Raw genomic sequence first — 18,036 nt, 5'->3', positions numbered from 1 at the left:
CAATACAAACCCTTTCAAAATGAAAGGGTCTTTGTTAAAATGAAATACTTTTCTTCGGTTCCTGGGGGGTACACCTGTTACAACAATTCCCTTCAAACGCCTGTCTGCATTGCGTTCTGTCGATTTCTGCCAGCATTGCCCGCCCTGCCGGTATGTTTTTGGTTTATTAAGCAACTACATTTCTAATAACTAAAATTAACAGAATGAAAAAGTTAGTAATGGTGGGCCTGCTTTTGCAGGGTATTACAACTCACCTTACGGCGCAGGATTCAACAAGCCCTAAAGTGCCGTTCAGTGATATTGAAACCAATTGGCAGAATGGGAGCGACCGGCGCGACTCATCCGTTTTTCACGGTGTATACTTTGTTCCCAGTGTTATGGCAGACGTGAATTACACGCACTCATTTAATAAACCTATCGATAATACGGTAGTGGGGTCCACAGCCCTGGCCCGAAACAACGAAGTGCAATTATCACAATTGAGTTTAGGTGGTGATTTTTCCTATGAAAATGCAAGGGCAAGAGTATTGATGCAGTTTGGAACAAGGTCCATTGTTGTGCCCAGGAACGATGTGAGCCCTTACCGCGGACAATATCAATTAGCGAATGTTTACCGCTACCTGAGTGAAGCTTATGTCGGTTATCATTTCAACAAATGGTATGGTATTAATGTAGACGCCGGTTTGTTCATGTCGTATATTGGGTTGAACTCTTATTACCAGGTAGAGAACTGGGAGTACCAGGCTTCTTTTACCTCCGATAATACTCCCTGGTTCTTTAATGGCGTACGTATTCAGATATTCCCGGCCAAACACCTTAAAATAGAACCATGGATCATCAATGGCTGGCAAAGTTATGGCCGTTTCAACAAGCAGCCGGGCGTAGGCGCCAATATTACCTGGAACCCAACCAGCAACTTCAAGATCCTGACCAATGATTATTATGGCGCAGATGCCGGTGGGCTTCCCGGAAGAAAAAGATTTCACTCAGACAACAGCATGCTGGTTAGATATTTTAATAATCCAAAATCCAGGGGTATTAGCAGAATGGCCCTTTCACTTACCGGCGACATTGGCTTTGAAAAAGGCGATGGCGTAAATGGGTTCAAAAGCGATGACAAAAAGGGCCCTGCTCAATACTTTGCAAGCTCCATGATCTACAACCGCATCTGGTTTGCCCAAAATAAATTCGCCTGGACAATAGGCGGCGGTATTATGAATAACCCTGGCCGTTATCTCGTACTGTACCCTACCGGTCAGGCAAGCCCTTTACCCGACCCCAACAATCCTACGCAAACCGAAGGAAAATATCCTTTCAGTGCCAATCCTGGCGATCAATTTAAAGCGTGGGATTGTTCAACCAACTTCGACTTTATGCCTAATCAAAGCCTGCTCTTCCGCATAGAGTATGTACACCGCCATGCCAACGTACCTTATTTTGCCGGTGCCGGTGGTGTTACTTCGCCCAATGGATATACTACTACTCCATTGCCTGATGACTGGCGCCCTGATCTCGTAAAATCTGAAGACAGGATCATTTTTGCCCTGTTATTCCGGTTATAAATCGTGCACCATTTTCCGTTGTTTAGATAGGCCCTTGTCATTCCTGATGAGGGCCTTATTATATCACCCATAAATATATCACAGGCCGGGCAGACCGAAATTCCATCACTAAAAGATAAAGACCTGGCCTGTATTTAAATGTTCCTTCGAATTTATCTTGCTGTTTTCTCTTCCTCCCCCTGAGTTTAGAATGATAATATTGTTTACTAAAATGATAATTCCCGGAAAAACGACGGTTTAAATCGGCGGTAGCTTTATTCTGCAAACCTTACACGCTCAACTGGTAAATCATTTTATTAATTAACGCCGGCTCTTTCTTTAACAGAAAGCAGCTGCGGCTAACTATTGCTTTTATGAAAAAGAAGTTTGATTGCTGTATGAAACCGTCCGGCACTTTTGTTTTTTCTTTTCTCCTGTTTTTTACAATCTTTCTTTTTTCTTTTCCGGGTTCCGCATCTGCCCAATCGTTGACGGTAAGCGGCACCATAAAAGACGACAAAGGGGCTGTACTGGAAGGAGCAGTAATACAGGTTAAGGGTTCTGACAGATCGGTAGTGGCCGATAACAAAGGCAAATACACAATCATAGTGGCAGGCCCCGATGCGGTGCTGGTGTTTTCTTTTACGGGGTATAAAGGAGTAGAAGAAACGGTTGGACAACGCAAACAAATTGACGTTGCCATGGAGTCTACCGGGGGCAGGCTCGATGATGTGGTAGTGGTAGGGTATGGAACGCAAAAAAAGAAAGACCTTACGGGCGCCATTGCTACAATAGGCAGTGCTGAACTAAATAAGCGGGTGGCTACAGACCCTACGCAGTTGTTGCAGGGAAAATTGCCTGGTCTGTCTTTAACCCAGTCATCGGGTGAAGCGGGTAATGAAAATTTTGTACTGCGTATAAGAGGATTGGGAACAAATAGCTCTGCCGGAAGTAGCCCGTTGATTATTGTGGACGGTTTGCCCGGAAGCCTTACCAACCTCGATCCGCAGAATATTGAATCAATTACCCTGTTAAAAGACGCGGCATCTGCCGCCATTTATGGAACCCGGGCTGCCAATGGCGTAATTCTGGTTACCACCAAACAGGGGGCCAATGGAAAATTTCAGTTGAGCTATGATCTCAATGTTGGTATCACCAGGCCTACGGCCCTGCCCAAGAACCTGGTGTATAATTCTGCTACTTACATGGAAATGTGGAACCAGGCCGCTATCAATTCCAACTATGCAAACCGGTACACCCAGGCGCAGATCGATGCGTATAAAAATCCATCCGATCCCAATCTGTACCCCAGTGTAAACTGGCTCGATATTGTGATGCGCACCGTTACCACCCAAACACATCACATCGGCATGACGGGTGGCCGAAATGGGACTACCTATAATGTAGGTTTAGGCTACGTAGATCAACCCGATATCATGATCGGCTTTTCCTACAAAAAATATAACCTGCAGTTCAACCTCAATTCAAAAATAAATGACTGGGCTACTATCGGCGGAAGCATGACGTTCAACTATGGTAAAAGACTGTATGCATCGCGCGGCAGCCAGGACCAGTTTTTATCTGCCATGTCGCAGGAACCCATGACCGGCCCCCAATTGCCTGATGGCAGTGGCCGGTATGTAAATTCTGTATATCCCAATGTACAGAGCCCCAATAAAAACCCGGTAGCCATTGCCCAAAATGCATTGGTTAATAACATGGATTATTATTTTCAAAATAACATCTACATAAACATTCGTTTGTTGAAGGGGCTTGAATGGAGAACAAGCGGTGGTTTCAACTACGATTTTCAGAAAACCAAAGACTTTAAACCCGTAATTAACCAATACAACTGGTTTGCCGGACCTAACGATGCACCGGAACGCACCCTCGATGTAAACGGACAGGGCATGACGGTAACTGACAATAATTATATCTACCCCGTTGGTTATACACAGTTAACCTATTCAAAACAGATAGGCAACCATAATTTCAAAGCATTAGCCGGTACGCAGGCTGAATACAATAAAACCGAAGTATTGGCCGGGAGCCGTAATACGCCCTATTCCACCAATCAATTGGATGAATTGAGTGCCGGGCCATCGGGATCTCAGATAGCGACCGGAACTTCCTCAGAATGGTCGTTGCGTTCTTATTATGGCCGCTTGAATTATGATTACGATGGTAAATATTTATTTGAAGCCAACGCCCGCTACGACGCTTCTTCCCGCTTTCCGCCCGAAAATAAATGGGCATTGTTTCCTTCTTTCTCTGCCGGCTGGGTAATGACCCGCGAGAAATTCCTGGAGCATATACCCTGGTTAAATACATTAAAGCTGCGTGGTTCCTGGGGCCGGTTGGGTAACCAGAATATTTCAAACTATCCCTATCAACTGGTGTATTCCAATTTGAACGCCTATAATAATAATATCCAATATGCGTATTCTTTTTCTGGTAATTCTCTGAATGCCGGCGCTGCTTTAAATGCATTGACCGACCGCAATATTCACTGGGAGAACACCCGGGTAGTTGATGTGGGTATGGATGTAACCGTATTCAGATCATTAAATGTAACGTTCGATTGGTATAATAAATTCACCTACGATATTCTGGCAACCCCAGCCATACCAGCCTATGTTGGTTTAAGCGCCCCTACCATTAATAACGGGCAAATGAGGAATACCGGTTTTGAAGCATCAGTACAATATACAGGCAAGGTGGCTGATGTTAATTATTCAGTGGGTGGAACTTTCCAGACCAATAAAAATACCCTGGTAAAGTATGGCGCTCAGCAGATCAATACCGGCAACAATACCATTAACATTGAAGGCCAGCCTTACGGTAGTTTTTATATGTTAAAATATGCCGGCATTTTCCAAAGCGTTGATGAAATTAATAAATCACCAAAACAACAATTCAATTCCCAGCCCGGTTTTCTGAAGTTCCAGGATGTGATTAACGATGGAGTAATAGATTCGAAGGACCGCGTGATAGTACCGGGTGTTTTTCCCAAATTCGATTATTCTTTTAATGCCAGCGCTTCCTGGAAAAATTTCGATATGACCATTTTCCTGTACGGTTCATATGGTCAGAAAATATACGCCAACGGTTGGGGCGTACAACCTTTCAACCAGGGTTCGCCGCCAACTTATGATTGGTTAAATGCCTGGACGCCTTCTAACCCAAGCACCACTATGCCTTTGATCTATATAACAGGTCAGGGCGATGCCAGCAGCAATATAGGAACTGCTTCTACCTATTATTTGAAAGACGGTTCTTTTTTACGGATAAAAAATCTGCAGGTAGGTTATACAGTACCGCAAAACATCGTGAAGCATATTGCCATGAGCAGTTTGCGGGTGTTTGCCTCCGGTGACAACCTGGCCACCTTTACCAAATTCAAAGGACTTGACCCCGAGCGGGTGCCCAGCAGCAGCAACAACCGGTATGTGGTGCATCCGCAGAACCAGGTATTCTCCTTTGGCGTAAAAGCCGTTTTTTAAAAATTTAAAACTTGCAGTAAATGAAATATTTCATCAGATATAACGCTGTTTTTTTAGGACTGTTAATGCTTACCGTAAGTTGTAAGAAAGATTTTTTAGAAAAGAATCCTACTGATCAGCTCCTCAGTGAAAACTTTTGGAAAACCCAGGCCGATGCCGATATAGCGCTTACAGGTATTTATAGCTATCTTATCCAGGGATACAATTATACCAATGCAAATAATACCGGCCAGGGCTGGGGAGCGGGCACGCCTTATTGGGAAACGCTTACCGATAATGCTTTCAGCTCTGCATTTCAGAATGTAGCCAAGGGCACTATAGAAGCCACCACCGGCACCATTCAGTCAGATGCGTACAATACTGCCTACAAAGCAATACAGGCATGTAATATTTTTCTGGCCAATATCGGCAATGTGCCGTTGTCGCAAACAGCCATGAACCAGTATATAGGTGAAGTGCGATTTATACGGGGGTATTATTATTTTTTACTGGCCCAGTTATATGGAGATGTAGTGTATTATTCACGGCCAATTGGCAATGCAACGGTTGATCCGGAGAGCTATCAGTTGGGAAGAACGGCAAAAGCCCAGGTGATTGATTCGGTGATCAGCGATCTGAATTTTGCCATAAATAACTTACCTGATGTTGTATACACCGGCCATGTGGTAAAAGGCACAGCTTTAGGTTACCTGGCAAAAGTATATCTAACGCAGGGAAACTGGCAATTGGCGGTCAATACAGCAAAAACCATTATGAATAGTAACAAATTCAGCCTGTTTACCGGCGGATACCGGGGGTTGTTTCTGAAACCTTCTCAAATAAATAATCCCGAGATCCTATTTTCAGGCCGCTACCAGGTGCCTAACGCCTATAGCCCTGCTGAATACCTGTACACATACAGCGCCAGTTTTCAGCCATTGAAATACCTGGTTGATGATTATGAATGTACCGATGGATTACCCATTACCACTTCACCATTGTATGATAAAAACAACCCTTATAATAACCGCGATCCGCGTTTGCTGGCTACCGTATTAACACCCGGCGTATTGTATAAAGGCGGTATTCCATTTGTGGCGTCACAGGCCGGCTCCCAATCAGGCTTCCTGAATAAAAAAGGAGTTGACAGTACCCGCGCCACGGTAATAGGCACTCAAAGTGACCAGGACTGGGTGTACTTGAGGTATGCCGAGATCTTATTGCTGTATGCGGAGGCCCAAAATGAATTAACCGGACCGGACACTACAGTATATAATGCCATTAACGCAATAAGAGCAAGGCCGGGGGTGAACATGCCTGCTTTACCTGTTGGTTTGTCACAAGCTGATATGCGCACCCGCATCCGTCATGAAAGAAGAATAGAACTGGCGATGGAAGGTCAACGGTATTTCGACCTCAAGCGATGGAAGACCGACAGAACCATTTTACCCACCGTCAAAGACCCGACAGCCACTACCAACAGAACTTTTCCGCTGCGCGATACGCTGTGGCCGGTGCCGCAATCGGAGATGGATGTGGCAATCACTTATGGTAATATGAATTTTAAACAAACGCCAGGGTGGCAATAATGTTACAAGTTTCAGGTTTCAGGTTACAGGGAAAAACCAATTTAATATAACCCTGTAACCTGGAACTTGTAACCTGCAACGGCTGTTTTATTTACTAATTTATCTCCGAATGAAAGTTCAACAGGAAATTAACCAGATTCACCTCCGGCTGAATACCTAATTTTTTCCGTAACCGGTGGCGGCCCAGTTCAACGCCTTTTATCGTAATATTCATGATCTGCGCTATTTCCTTACTGGTAAGGTTCAGGCGTAAATAGGCACAGAGTTTCAGATCGCTGGCGGTGAGATAAGGATAGGTACTTTTTAACGACACCAGGAAATTACTGTGCACCTTATCGAAGTGAACGGCAAATTGTTCCCAGTTCTTTTTCATTTTATCGTCGCCCAGCATGCGCAGGATCTTTCTATAGTCATCGGAGTCCTTATCTATGTCGCTCGATTTTTTCATGCGCACAAATTCTTCTTTCACCTTCATCAGCATTTCACCCTTTTGCACCAGGTTAAAGGTGGTAGAGGCAAGCTCGTTATTTTTTACTACAATTTCCGACTGTAACTTTTCATTCTGCAAGCGAATGATCTCTTTCTCATTGCGCTCCAGTTCCAGCTGATGCAGGTACATCAGTTGTTTTTGTTCTTCCTGGTGTTTCTCTATTTCCAACTGGTGCAGGTAAGCCATGCGGCGCCGTTCCTCATCGTGCTTTTGCTGCTGCACAATGAATTTTTTCTTTTGCCACTTATAAATGGTGTAGATAAACAGGATGGCCAGCAGGGTGTACAGTAAATAAGCCCGGCGACTGCGATACCAGGGCGCCAGGATGGTAAACTTGTATGAGGCAATTACAGATTCCCGGCCTTCATGCGTTCTTGCCTTTACCTTGAATGTATAAGTGCCGGGCGAGAGATACGTATAATCCTTTTCGTTTTTCTTTGTCCAGGTACTCCAGCCATTGTCAAAATCTTCGAGGTAGTAAGAAAACTCGATGCTTGATTGCTTGCCATACAAGGGAGAGGAATAATCAAAGTGAATAGAGTTCCAGGCATATTGAATTTCAGGCGCCTCCTCGTTCATCAAATGTTGCTGTTCGCTTTCCTTAATAAAATAACCTCCGAAAATGGTACTGTCTCTTTTGTTTACAATGCGTACATCGCTTATCTGGATGGGGATCTCTTCCCTGGATTGTTTATATTGATCGTAGTTGATTAAATAGAAACCCTCTTCGGCGGCAACAAATACATTATTGCTGTTGTATGGATAAACGAACTCAAGTCCATTACCGGTGATCTTATTGTTCAGTTCAGGAAAGTAAATGATCTGGGGTTGTTTGCCGCTCAGGTCAGCTACGCCCAGGTGGCGATCGTGCACAAACCAGATGTTGCCGTTATTGTCTTCGTGCAAATAGCGGATGGGAACTTTGGGTAAGATCTTTTGCAGAAAGGTGGATGGTTCAAAATCATCGGTGCGGGCATTGTATTCAAAAATGCCTTTGTCGTTGGTAAGCACCACCCGGCTTTTTATTTTAAAAATGTGGTTGTTGTTGCTGGATAAAATGCCTTTGGTGTCTTTGTAAACAGTGTAGGGTGGCTTTTTAGCATCAGTGTTCAACATGATCTTATATAATCCCTTGTATGGATGCGCCGCCCAGGCAATATCATTATCAACTGCTACAAAACGGGCCGATTCAAAATGCGAATGCACTTCGGGGTTGGTGAATTTGCCATTGGCAAAATTGTAAAAGTTCAGCCCGTTATAAGTGCCGGCCATAACAATTGGCGAGGGCGTAACATTGCTTAAGGGTAAAAAGGTCCAGAAGCCCGAACTGCTGTCGATCTTGCGCGAGGTTTTATTTTCGATCACAAAAAAGCCATCGTTATGCCCCATCACCAGCTGGCCATTCAGTTCACACAGGTTCCACACCTGGCCTTTGGGGCCGGGGATCAGGTCAAATTTGCTTTTAATAAAACCCATGTCTTTTTGGTCAGCGAGGGTGGCTGCATAAACGCCATTGGAGGTACCAATGTATAAATTGTTTTTAAAAATAACCGCCGCTTTGCCTGAGCTATGCTCCTGATAATCGGGGTAAATATGTTTGATGGCGTTGTTGTAGGCAATGAAGTCGATGCCATTGTCCTCCCCCAGCCAGATGTTCTTTTTGCCATCGACAAAAACGCTGAGAATATTATTGCTTTGCAGGCCATCCAGTTTGGAAAGCCGTTGAACCAGTTCTCCTTTATCGTTTATAATAAAACAACCGGCGAGGTTGGTGATGATGGCTATCTGGTTTTGATTGATCACGGCTGCGCTGTAGGGGTTCTTTTCATTGATCAGCCGCATGTCGGGCGTTTCAAAAGGGATGATGTCTTCGCCGTGTAAAATGTAGGACCCATGGTGCTTGGTCAACAACAGCGAACTATCGCCCACCAGCGGAACGATGGCGGTGATCTCGGCTTTTTCGGGAAAAAAATTGGCTTTGGAAAAAGGCACCCAGGTACCGTTCTCAAATTGCAACAGTCCTTTTTGCCAGGCTTTACTGATGAGTTTGTTTTGATGTAAACCCAGGAAACTCCAGGCCGGGTTGCCGAAAACAGTGATCTTATCATTCTGCAGTTGAAAGATCTTTCGATAAGAGCGGAAAAAAACTTCATTCCCAACCGGCACCACGTCCCAGATGTCGGTAAAATCCTTTTCATTTTCCGGGATCAGGTCGTTCAGGGATTTGTACTGAAGCCTGCCATTTTTTCCGGGTTCAAAATAACCGATCTCACCCTGCGAGCCAATGTAAATGCGGCCATCGTTGCCAACAGCCAGGGAACGAACCCCCGTTCCGCCTGGTAATGTATATTTCTTCCAGAAACTTCCATCGAAACTTAACAGGCCTTCATCATTCGCCGCATACAGGAGACCCTTTTTATCCTGGGCTATTTTCCAGTTTTGGGTGCCGGCGTTATAACTCTGCTTGGGATAGTTAATGATCTCAGGCAGGCCAATGGTATTTTGGGTATGCCCAATAAGCACACTAAAGCAGCATATGGCTAGCAATAACTTTCTCATCATGACAGCAATTGAGGGCTTTGAATACGTGATCACACTAAGTTAGGTAAATGTGAAATATAAAAAAGGGGGCGGATGTGGCGATGAAGTGGTAAAGTAGTTGTGTTTTAACAATTTAAGGCCTTTTTGATGTGGTAATGATGTGGTGCCAAAACGCAGATTTGATTGGCATATTTATAATTTAGCCATAAACGACCCCCGCATTAAAAAAAATTCTTATGGCATACATCCGGCTAACGACCTTGTTGTTACTCCTTATAATTCTGGTACGCCCTCAAACCAGGGCCCAGGGTTTTTTACACGCCAGTGGCAAACAGATAGTGAATGAAAAAGGCCAAAACGTTTTGCTGCGCGGCGTTGGTTTGGGAGGCTGGATGTTACAGGAAGGATATATGCTTCAGGTAAATGGCCAGGGAATGCAGCATACGATCAAAGCACGCATCGCCGACCTGATTGGAGAAGAAAGCACGAACGCATTTTATGATGCCTGGCTGGCCAACCATACTCGCCGTATTGACATAGATTCAATGAAAGCCTGGGGTTTTAATTCTGTACGATTGCCCATGCACTATGCCCTATATACCCTGCCGGTTGACAAGGAACCTGAAGCTGGCAAACAAACCTGGCTCGATAAGGGCTTTCGCATCACAGACAGCCTGGTGGCCTGGTGCAAAGCCAACCAGATGTACCTTATACTTGACCTGCATGCGGCGCCCGGTGGCCAGGGGAACGACCTGAATATTTCTGACCGCGACCCTGCTAAACCATCGCTTTGGGAAAGTGAAGCCAACCGCCAGAAAACGATCGCCCTTTGGAAAAAGCTGGCCGAACGCTATGCCAACGAACCAAATATTGGCGGTTACGATATTTTAAATGAACCCAACTGGGGCTTTGAAGACCTGGCCAATGATAAGAACGGTTTGAAGGAAAAAGGAAACCAGCCCCTGAAACAGTTGATGATGGACATTACCAAAGCCATTCGCGAAGCAGATAAAAAGCACCTTATTATAATAGAAGGAAACGGCTGGGGTAATAATTATAATGGTATTCTGCCCACCTGGGATAATAATATGGCGTTGAGCTTTCACAAATACTGGAGTTTCAATACCACCGGATCCATAAAGAACATCCTGGAAACCCGGGATAAATACAAGGTGCCGGTGTGGTTGGGTGAAACCGGCGAAAACTCAAACGTTTGGTTTACCGAAGCGGTGCAGTTGCTGGAAGTAAACAATATTGGCTGGGCCTGGTGGCCATTGAAAAAGCTGGGTAACAACAATCCCATGCAGGTGCATTCCAATAAAGATTACGACAAGGTGCTTGCCTACTGGGGGAACCGGGGACCCCGCCCCACTGCCGCGGAAGCCTATAACGGGGTAATGCAACTGGCCGCCGCTTTAAAACTGGAGAACACCACCATCAAACGAGATGTGCTGGATGCCCTGTTCAGACAGCCATATTCCCAAACGACAATTCCGTTTAAAGCGAATGTGATCCAAAATGGTGCCGTTGTAAAATCAGTTGATTACGATTTGGGTAGAAATGGCGCGGCCTACTTTGATAAGGATACGGCCGACTACCACATTTCAAACGGGGTAAGAGGGGGTAACCAGGGCCGCGTATACCGGAATGATGGGGTGGATATTGCCGCAGACCATACTACAGATAGTTATTATGTGAACCATACCGAAGCCGGCGAATGGCTGCAATACACCTTGAATGTGGTAAAAGCCGGGCATTACCAGATAAAACTGAATTGCAATCCGGCGAAAGAAGATGCCAGACTTTCCTTCCTGGTAAATAATAAAACCGCCAAACAAATTGCAGTACCCAAAGCAAACGGCTGGCAGGCACTCGAAATAAACGATATAGAATTGAAAAAAGGACCGAATAACCTTCGCATTTATATCGATGCAGGCGATATGAGTTTAGGAGATATGCAGTTCACAGAAGTGAAATAAAAAGTTGAGCGAGCATACTGAGCGAAGTCGAAGTATCGAAGATTTCCCGGGCAAAGTTGATGGATGATGTGGTAAAGAGGGGGCGAAAACCCGCATGGAAGCGCTTACCCCCTCCATTGATGGGGTATTGATGGGGCGCCTTTTTAGGCCAGGCTTTGTCAAGGTTCTACTTTAGATTTTCGATTTGTTCATTATTAACTAACAACTGACTTGCATATGAAAATTCTGCGCTTTGTCATTGCAGTGCTGGTATTACAGGCTGTTCTTCTGCCTGTATTCGCACAGGAAATTTTAGTGACCGGTAAGGTATCTGCTAAAACCGGGGAGCCCCTGATGGGGGCAACAGTGGCTATTAAAGGCTCTAATATTGCCACTACATCCGATCAGGAGGGTAAGTTCTCCATTCATGTTCCCAGTCGTAAAGTAACGATGGTGATCTCTTATGTTGGCATGAGCAACAAAGAGGTGTCTGTTCCCGAAAGCGGTTCCATTGATGTACAACTGGAAGATGTAGGGGCTGCAACGGGGCTCGACGAAGTAGTGGTAATTGGATATGGTACTGCCAGTAAAAAAGTAGTTACAGGCGCCATCTCCAGTGTAAAAGCCAAAGACCTCGAAAATGTTCCCAGTAACCGCATTGAGCAGGCGTTACAGGGAAGGGTTGCCGGTGTAACCATTGCACAAAACAATGGTCAACCCGGTTCCGTTTCTACCATCAGGGTGCGTGGTGTTACCACTTTTAACGATGGTAAAGACAATAATAATAACAATCCACTGTGGGTTGTTGATGGGGTGGTAGTTGACCAGGGCGGTATCGGCTACCTGAACCAAAGCGACATTGAATCGATTGAAGTACTGAAAGATGCCGCTTCTGCAGCTATTTACGGAACGCGGGCGGCTACCGGGGTAATTCTGGTTACCACTAAAAAAGGGAAAAGCGGCAAACTAACTGCAAGCTACAATGGTTTTTATGGTGTTTCGCGCGTAGCTAAAAAACTGGACCTGTTAAATGCTACTCAATATGCTACTATCATAAACGAGAAATCGGTAAATGGTGGTGGTGCAAAAGTGTTTGCCGATCCTAACTCACTGGGGGCTGGCACCGATTGGCAGGATGCTATTTTTAATGATCATGCAGCCCGCTTTTCACACGAAGTAAGTTTGAGTGGCGGTACCGACAGATCGACCTTTTATTTTTCATTCGGTTACCAGGACCAGGCAGGTATCGTTGCCGGGCCCATCTCCAACTATACCCGCAAAAACCTCCGGATCAACTCAACACATAAGATCAGTAAGATCTTCACGTTTGGTGAAAACCTCGGTTACTCCCATCAAAAAACTGTTGGCCTTGGCAATACCAACAGTGAGTTTGGCGGCCCTTTGTCTTCAGCCATCAACCTCGATCCTACAACTCCATTGGTAGTAACCGATCCGGCAATTGCAGGCGCCAACCCGTACAGCAACAACCCGGTAATAAGGGACGCCAGTGGAAATCCCTACGGCATCTCCTCCTATGTTGGCCAGGAAATGAGTAACCCGCAGGCATATATTCAAACCCGCCTGGGGCAATATAACTGGAGCGATGACTTTGTGGGCAATGCCTGGCTGGAAGCAGCGCTTGGCAAACACTTTAAGGTAAGATCTACCATGGGCGGAAAGCTCGCTTATTGGGGCAATACAGGTTTTACTCCATTTTATTACCTCAGTGCAACAGTAAAAACCTCTCAGAATAATTATAATAAAGCAAATAACAACAGCTTCAACTGGAATATTGAGAATACGATAACATATAACAATAGTTTCGGAAAACATAATTTAACGGTGCTGGCGGGTCAGGGCGCTTATGTGGAAAACATCGGCGGTGCGTCGAGTGTTACCTTGTATAACTTGCCCATCACCAGTTACAAGGACGCCTCTTTTAACTTTGATATTTCCCAGGCCAACAGGAACTCTACCTCATCTGACCTTGTTCAACACAAATTATCCTCCCTGTTTTCGCGGGTGAGCTATAATTATGATGAACGATACCTGTTCACCGGTATCATCAGACAGGACGGCTCAACAAGATTTGGGATGAACAAGAAATATGGGGTGTTCCCATCTTTTTCTGTAGGATGGAACGTATCGAACGAAGCATTCTGGCCGGCTCAAAAAGTGGTCGATCGCCTGAAGGTGAGAGGTGGTTATGGTGTTGTGGGTAACGACGCCATTGCAGATTTCCGTTATCTTTCTGTAATCTCCGGCGGTTACAACTATACGTACGGCACATCAGATGTTATTACCAATGGTTACGGGCCACTGTCGCTCGATAACAGGGACCTGCACTGGGAGCAAACATCACAAACCAATATTGGTTTCGATGCCCAGCTGATAAAATCACTCACGCTTACTTTCGATTACTATATTAAAAAGACCAACGGCATTTTACGTCAGGTACCTATTCCCGGGTATGTGGGTGTGCCTAATGCACCGGCAGCCAATATTGCCAATATGGAAAACAAGGGGGTGGAAGTTGAATTGGGATACCGCAAGAGTATCAAGGATTTCAACTTTGGGGTAATGGCAAATTTCTCGTATCTCAAAAACGAGATCGTCTATGTGCAACGGGATGCTAATTTCATCACCGGCGATGCCAGCTTTCAAACAATGGGCGCTATAACCCGTACACAGGTAGGTCAGGCCTACAATTCTTTCTTTGGATTTAAAAGCGCAGGTATTTTCCAAAACCAGGCTGAGATCGATGCTTATAGAAACAAGAACGGTGAGTTGATTCAACCCAATGCCAAACCAGGTGATTTTAAATGGGTGGATGTAAATGGTGATGGACACTTCACTGGTGATAACCTGGATAAAACATTTTTGGGTAACGGCCTTCCAAAATACACATATGGTTTAACGCTGAATGCGAGTTACAAAGGTTTTGACTTCATGGCCTTTTTACAGGGTACTGCAGGCAGCAAGATCTTCCAGGGGCTGCGCCGCCTGGATATTGGCAACGCCAATTATCAAACAAAAGTATTGGGCCGTTGGACAGGTGAAGGCACTTCAAATTCGTTTCCACGCCTGTCAACTTCCGACCCCAATGGCAACTTTACAAACATGTCGGATTTCTACCTGGAAAAAGGAGATTATGCCCGGTTTAAGCTGATGCAATTTGGTTATACGCTGCCTGAAAAGCTTATCAGCAAGATCAAAGCAAACAGGCTGCGCGTATACCTCACAGCTGAAAACCTGTTTACCATTACCGGGTATACCGGTTATGACCCTGAAATTGGTGGTGCTGTATTTGGTGTAGACAGAGGTGTTTACCCACAGGCCCGCTCATTCATCGGCGGTGTTCAATTGACATTCTAATTATTAACACAACTAATTAAAGGTTATGCGAACCATAAAAATAAATTACTTAATAATAGCAATTATCGCAATAAATACCCTGGCGGCTTGTAAAAAAAGCTTTGTTGACTTAACACCGCAGGGCCAGTTCCTCTCTGAATTTTATTACAAAGACAAGGACCAGGCATTTGCAGCGCTGGTAGCAGTTTATGATCCATTAAGAAAGAACTCGGGTGGGTTTGAAAATATGCTGGCGCTCATGAATTCAGGTTCTGACGATCATTATGCCGGTGGTGGCGGCGCAACCGATGGCACCCAGTTACAGGCGTTCTCCAATTACACCATGACCTCGAACCTGATGGCTGCCAGTTATTGGAACGATCCCTACCAGGGTATAGCCAGGGCCAATTTGTTATTGCAGAAATTGCCCAAAACAGTAATGGATGAAACGTTGAAAGCGAGGTTTGCAGGGGAAGCAAAAGCATTACGTGCCCATTATTATTTTAACCTGGTGCGCATGTTTAAAAACGTTCCATTGATCCTGGAACCGTTAACCAACGACAACATGTTTAATGTAGACCAGGCAAAACCAGAGGATGTATATGCACAAATTGAAAAAGACCTTACTGAAGCAATTACCGTATTGCCTGCTACAATAAATGTTGCAACCGATGGCGGCCGCCTCACAAAAGGTGCAGCCGAGGCGATATTGGGAAAAGTATACCTCTATGAAAAAAAGAATACCCAGGCAGCCCAGCAGCTGGCCGATGTAAATGGTGCTACACCCGGCGGTACCAGTGCATATGGTTATAAACTGCTCACCAATTTCAGCGATCTGTGGGTGCCTTCGAACAAGTTCAACAGTGAGAGCATTTTCGAGGAAACACACAGCGCCGCTGGTAATTCTGACTGGAGCTTTTGGGGTGCAGGTAACGACGAGGGCAATACAGCCAATGTTATGGTTGGTCCCAGAAGTTATGAAAAGATAGATGCTTCGGCGCCGGACCTTCCATCGGGCTGGAGCTTTATGGTGTTCACGCAGGACTTCTATAATTTCATTAAGAACGATCCCCGTAAAGATGCCACTTTACTGGATCTGAATGCTCTGCAAACTGCTGGTAAGGCAAAATACATTGCAGGTTACATGAATACCGGTTACTTCCTGAATAAATTCCTTCCACGTAAAGTAGATGTATCAAAAGGCGGTGGAGCTTCAGAATTGAACTATCGTCAGAATACCTATTATATCCGGTTGGCCGATACCTATTTAATGGAGGCCGAAGCATTAGGCGCTACCGGCGCCAGAGCACAGGCGTTGCTGGATGCAGTAAGGGCCAGGGTTGGCTTGCCCTCTGTGCCCGTTACCCTGGATGCTATTAAAACAGAACGCCGGGCCGAACTCGCCGGTGAAGGGCATCGCTGGTTCGACCTTGTAAGATGGGGTGATGCGCCCACAGTTTTGGCAGGCAGAGGGTTTAAGAAAGGCACACATGAGATATTCCCGATTCCGTTCAGGGAAACACAGGGTACAAAAATTCAGCAGAATCCGAATTATCAATAAAGGAATAATAAGGCCTGCTGGGTCGCCTGGCAGGTCTTATTATCAAAACTTGTCCAATGAAGTCAGTAAAAAGAAATCCCCCATATAGTATGTTCAACCCTGTAGTATTGTTGTTTTGTATGATGCTGGGCGGCGACTGTAAAAAGAGCAGTGTTAAAGAAAATCCACCGCCTACACCAGATCCGCCTGTTGCAAGTGATGTACTTTTTTACTTAACCCGTGGCGACCGGGATGTATTGTTCAATAAACAGAATGTAAAGCTGGTATTTTCAGCTGGCGGTAGTGCTGCCACCACCATAGAAGTTGATACCACACAAACCTTTCAATCCATCGACGGTTTTGGGTACACCTTAACCGGCGGCAGTGCTTCCCTGCTGAATTCCCTGCCCGCGGCTACCCTTGACCCGTTATTGAAGGAGCTTTTTTTGTGGGACAGTACCAACATTGGAATAAGTTATTTACGTATAAGTATTGGCGCTTCAGACCTCAGCGCTTCTACATTTACCTATGATGATATGCCTTCAGGGCAAACCGACCCCAACCTTACCAACTTCAGCATTGACAGGGAAAAGCAGGACCTGATACCCATCCTGAAAAAGATCGTTGCATTAAATCCTGCCATCAAGATATTAGGGTCACCCTGGTCGGCCCCGTTGTGGATGAAGAGCACCGGCAGCTTTGTAGGCGGCAGCCTGAAGCCGGAATGTTATGCTACTTACGCCAATTATTTTGTGAAATACATTCAGGCCATGAAGGCCGAAGGTATCACCATCGATGCTATTACTCCACAGAACGAACCACTGCATGGCGGTAACAATCCCAGCATGGTAATGCAGGCCACAGAGCAGGCCACCTTCATCAAAAATAATTTAGGGCCCGCTTTTGCCGCAGCCGGTATTAATACCAAGATCATCGCTTACGATCACAATGCCGACAAGCCCGATTATCCGATCACTGTTTTAAGTGATGCCGGTGCGAAGCCCTATGTAAATGGTTCTGCCTTTCACCTGTATGGCGGCAGCATTACAGCGCTTACCCAGGTGCATGATGCGTATCCCGACAAAGCCGTTTACTTTACTGAACAATGGGTAGGTGGCCCTGGAAACTTTCCTACCGATCTGAAATGGCATGTAGAGAACCTGATCATTGGGGCTACCCGTAACTGGAGCCGTAATGTGCTGGAGTGGAACCTGGCTGCAGATGCCGGTTACAACCCGCATACCCCCGGAGGATGTACTACCTGTTTGGGCGCCCTTACAATAGGTTCAACCGTTACCCGCAATGTGTCCTATTATATTATTGCGCATGCATCCAAGTTTGTTCGTCCCGGTTCAATCAGAATAGGGTCAGTAGATGCAGGTAATATTGTAACCGTAGCGTTCAAAAATCCGGAAGGTAAAAAAGTATTGATAGCTTTGAACAAGGGAACCGATACGGAACCTTTCAATATAAAATTCAATGGCAAAATGGTAACTACCAGCCTGTATGGTGGCGCCGTGGGAACATTTGTATGGTAAACT

At 45.4% G+C, this 18,036-nt stretch carries 8 protein-coding genes; 7 read left to right on the top strand and 1 reads right to left on the bottom strand.

Annotation, left to right across the window (positions count from 1 at the left end):
- Nucleotides 1-203: 203 nt before the first annotated feature.
- The 3 genes from NIAKO_RS30405 (at nt 204) to NIAKO_RS30395 (ending at nt 6,612) form a co-directional block, all read left to right on the top strand.
- A complete protein-coding gene (locus tag NIAKO_RS30405; RefSeq protein ID WP_014222312.1) occupies nt 204-1,562 on the top strand; it encodes an outer membrane beta-barrel protein in 1,359 nt (452 codons plus the stop codon).
- A 353-nt stretch (nt 1,563-1,915) separates the two neighbouring features.
- Entirely contained in the window at nt 1,916-5,044 is a 3,129-nt protein-coding gene (locus NIAKO_RS30400; protein ID WP_014222311.1) for a SusC/RagA family TonB-linked outer membrane protein, read from the top strand.
- Nucleotides 5,045-5,064: 20 nt separating this feature from the next.
- The gene (locus NIAKO_RS30395) at nt 5,065-6,612 is read left to right on the top strand and encodes a RagB/SusD family nutrient uptake outer membrane protein (RefSeq protein ID WP_014222310.1); all 1,548 of its coding nucleotides are present in this window, start codon (nt 5,065-5,067) and stop codon (nt 6,610-6,612) included.
- Between the two features lie 94 nt (nt 6,613-6,706).
- Here the strand turns inward: NIAKO_RS30395 and NIAKO_RS30390 are convergent, their stop codons facing one another.
- Nucleotides 6,707-9,664, bottom strand: coding sequence for a ligand-binding sensor domain-containing protein (locus NIAKO_RS30390; protein ID WP_081195791.1), 2,958 nt, complete (start codon nt 9,662-9,664; stop codon nt 6,707-6,709).
- A gap of 215 nt (nt 9,665-9,879) precedes the next feature.
- Between NIAKO_RS30390 and NIAKO_RS30385 the strand changes: the two genes are divergently transcribed.
- The 4 genes from NIAKO_RS30385 to NIAKO_RS30370 all read left to right on the top strand — a co-directional run bounded on the left by NIAKO_RS30385 (nt 9,880) and on the right by NIAKO_RS30370 (nt 18,033).
- Nucleotides 9,880-11,622: a cellulase family glycosylhydrolase gene (locus NIAKO_RS30385; RefSeq protein ID WP_014222308.1), complete on the top strand. Its 1,743-nt coding sequence runs from the start codon at nt 9,880-9,882 to the stop codon at nt 11,620-11,622.
- Nucleotides 11,623-11,838: 216 nt separating this feature from the next.
- The gene (locus NIAKO_RS30380) at nt 11,839-14,976 is read left to right on the top strand and encodes a SusC/RagA family TonB-linked outer membrane protein (protein WP_014222307.1); all 3,138 of its coding nucleotides are present in this window, start codon (nt 11,839-11,841) and stop codon (nt 14,974-14,976) included.
- Nucleotides 14,977-15,001: 25 nt separating this feature from the next.
- The gene (locus tag NIAKO_RS30375; RefSeq protein WP_014222306.1) at nt 15,002-16,516 is read left to right on the top strand and encodes a RagB/SusD family nutrient uptake outer membrane protein; all 1,515 of its coding nucleotides are present in this window, start codon (nt 15,002-15,004) and stop codon (nt 16,514-16,516) included.
- Nucleotides 16,517-16,572: 56 nt separating this feature from the next.
- Nucleotides 16,573-18,033, top strand: coding sequence for a glycoside hydrolase family 30 protein (locus NIAKO_RS30370; protein WP_014222305.1), 1,461 nt, complete (start codon nt 16,573-16,575; stop codon nt 18,031-18,033).
- Nucleotides 18,034-18,036: the final 3 nt, after the last annotated feature.

Source organism: Niastella koreensis GR20-10, from assembly GCF_000246855.1.
GTDB classification, from domain to species: Bacteria; Bacteroidota; Bacteroidia; order Chitinophagales; family Chitinophagaceae; genus Niastella; species Niastella koreensis.
The sequence above is the reverse complement of the archived record's forward strand: the minus strand, read 5'-3'. Positions and strand labels throughout refer to the sequence as shown.